Here is a 341-nt window from a genome sequence, read left to right as displayed (position 1 = left end):
AACGATGGCGCCATCAAATGGAAATATGAGCCAAAACAAAACTACGATGAAACTGTACCAGTCATGTGCTGTGATACCGTTAACCGTGGTCTGTCTTATGGCGATGGCAAAATCTTCCTGAACCAGGCTGATACCACTCTGGTGGCATTAGATATGGAAACAGGTGAAGTTGTCTGGTCTGACAAACGTGATGATCCAAAAGTTGGCGCAACCAGCACCGCTGCAGCGCATGTGTTTGATGACAAAATCATCGTTGGTATTTCAGGTGGTGAATTCGGTGTTCGTGGTTATGTACAAGCGTATGACTTAGACGGTAACGTGCAGTACAAAGCGTACAGCAC

The 341-nt window shown here is 46.0% G+C and carries 1 protein-coding gene; it reads left to right on the top strand.

The window, feature by feature from the left end; translation table 11 throughout:
- A partial coding sequence (locus tag LGT40_RS00150; RefSeq protein ID WP_226069654.1) for an outer membrane protein assembly factor BamB family protein occupies positions 1–341 on the top strand: 341 nt, incomplete at both ends.

Source organism: Methylophaga pinxianii (assembly GCF_020447225.1).
In the GTDB taxonomy this organism is placed as follows: domain Bacteria; phylum Pseudomonadota; class Gammaproteobacteria; order Nitrosococcales; family Methylophagaceae; genus Methylophaga; species Methylophaga pinxianii.
The sequence above is the reverse complement of the archived record's forward strand: the minus strand, read 5'-3'. Positions and strand labels throughout refer to the sequence as shown.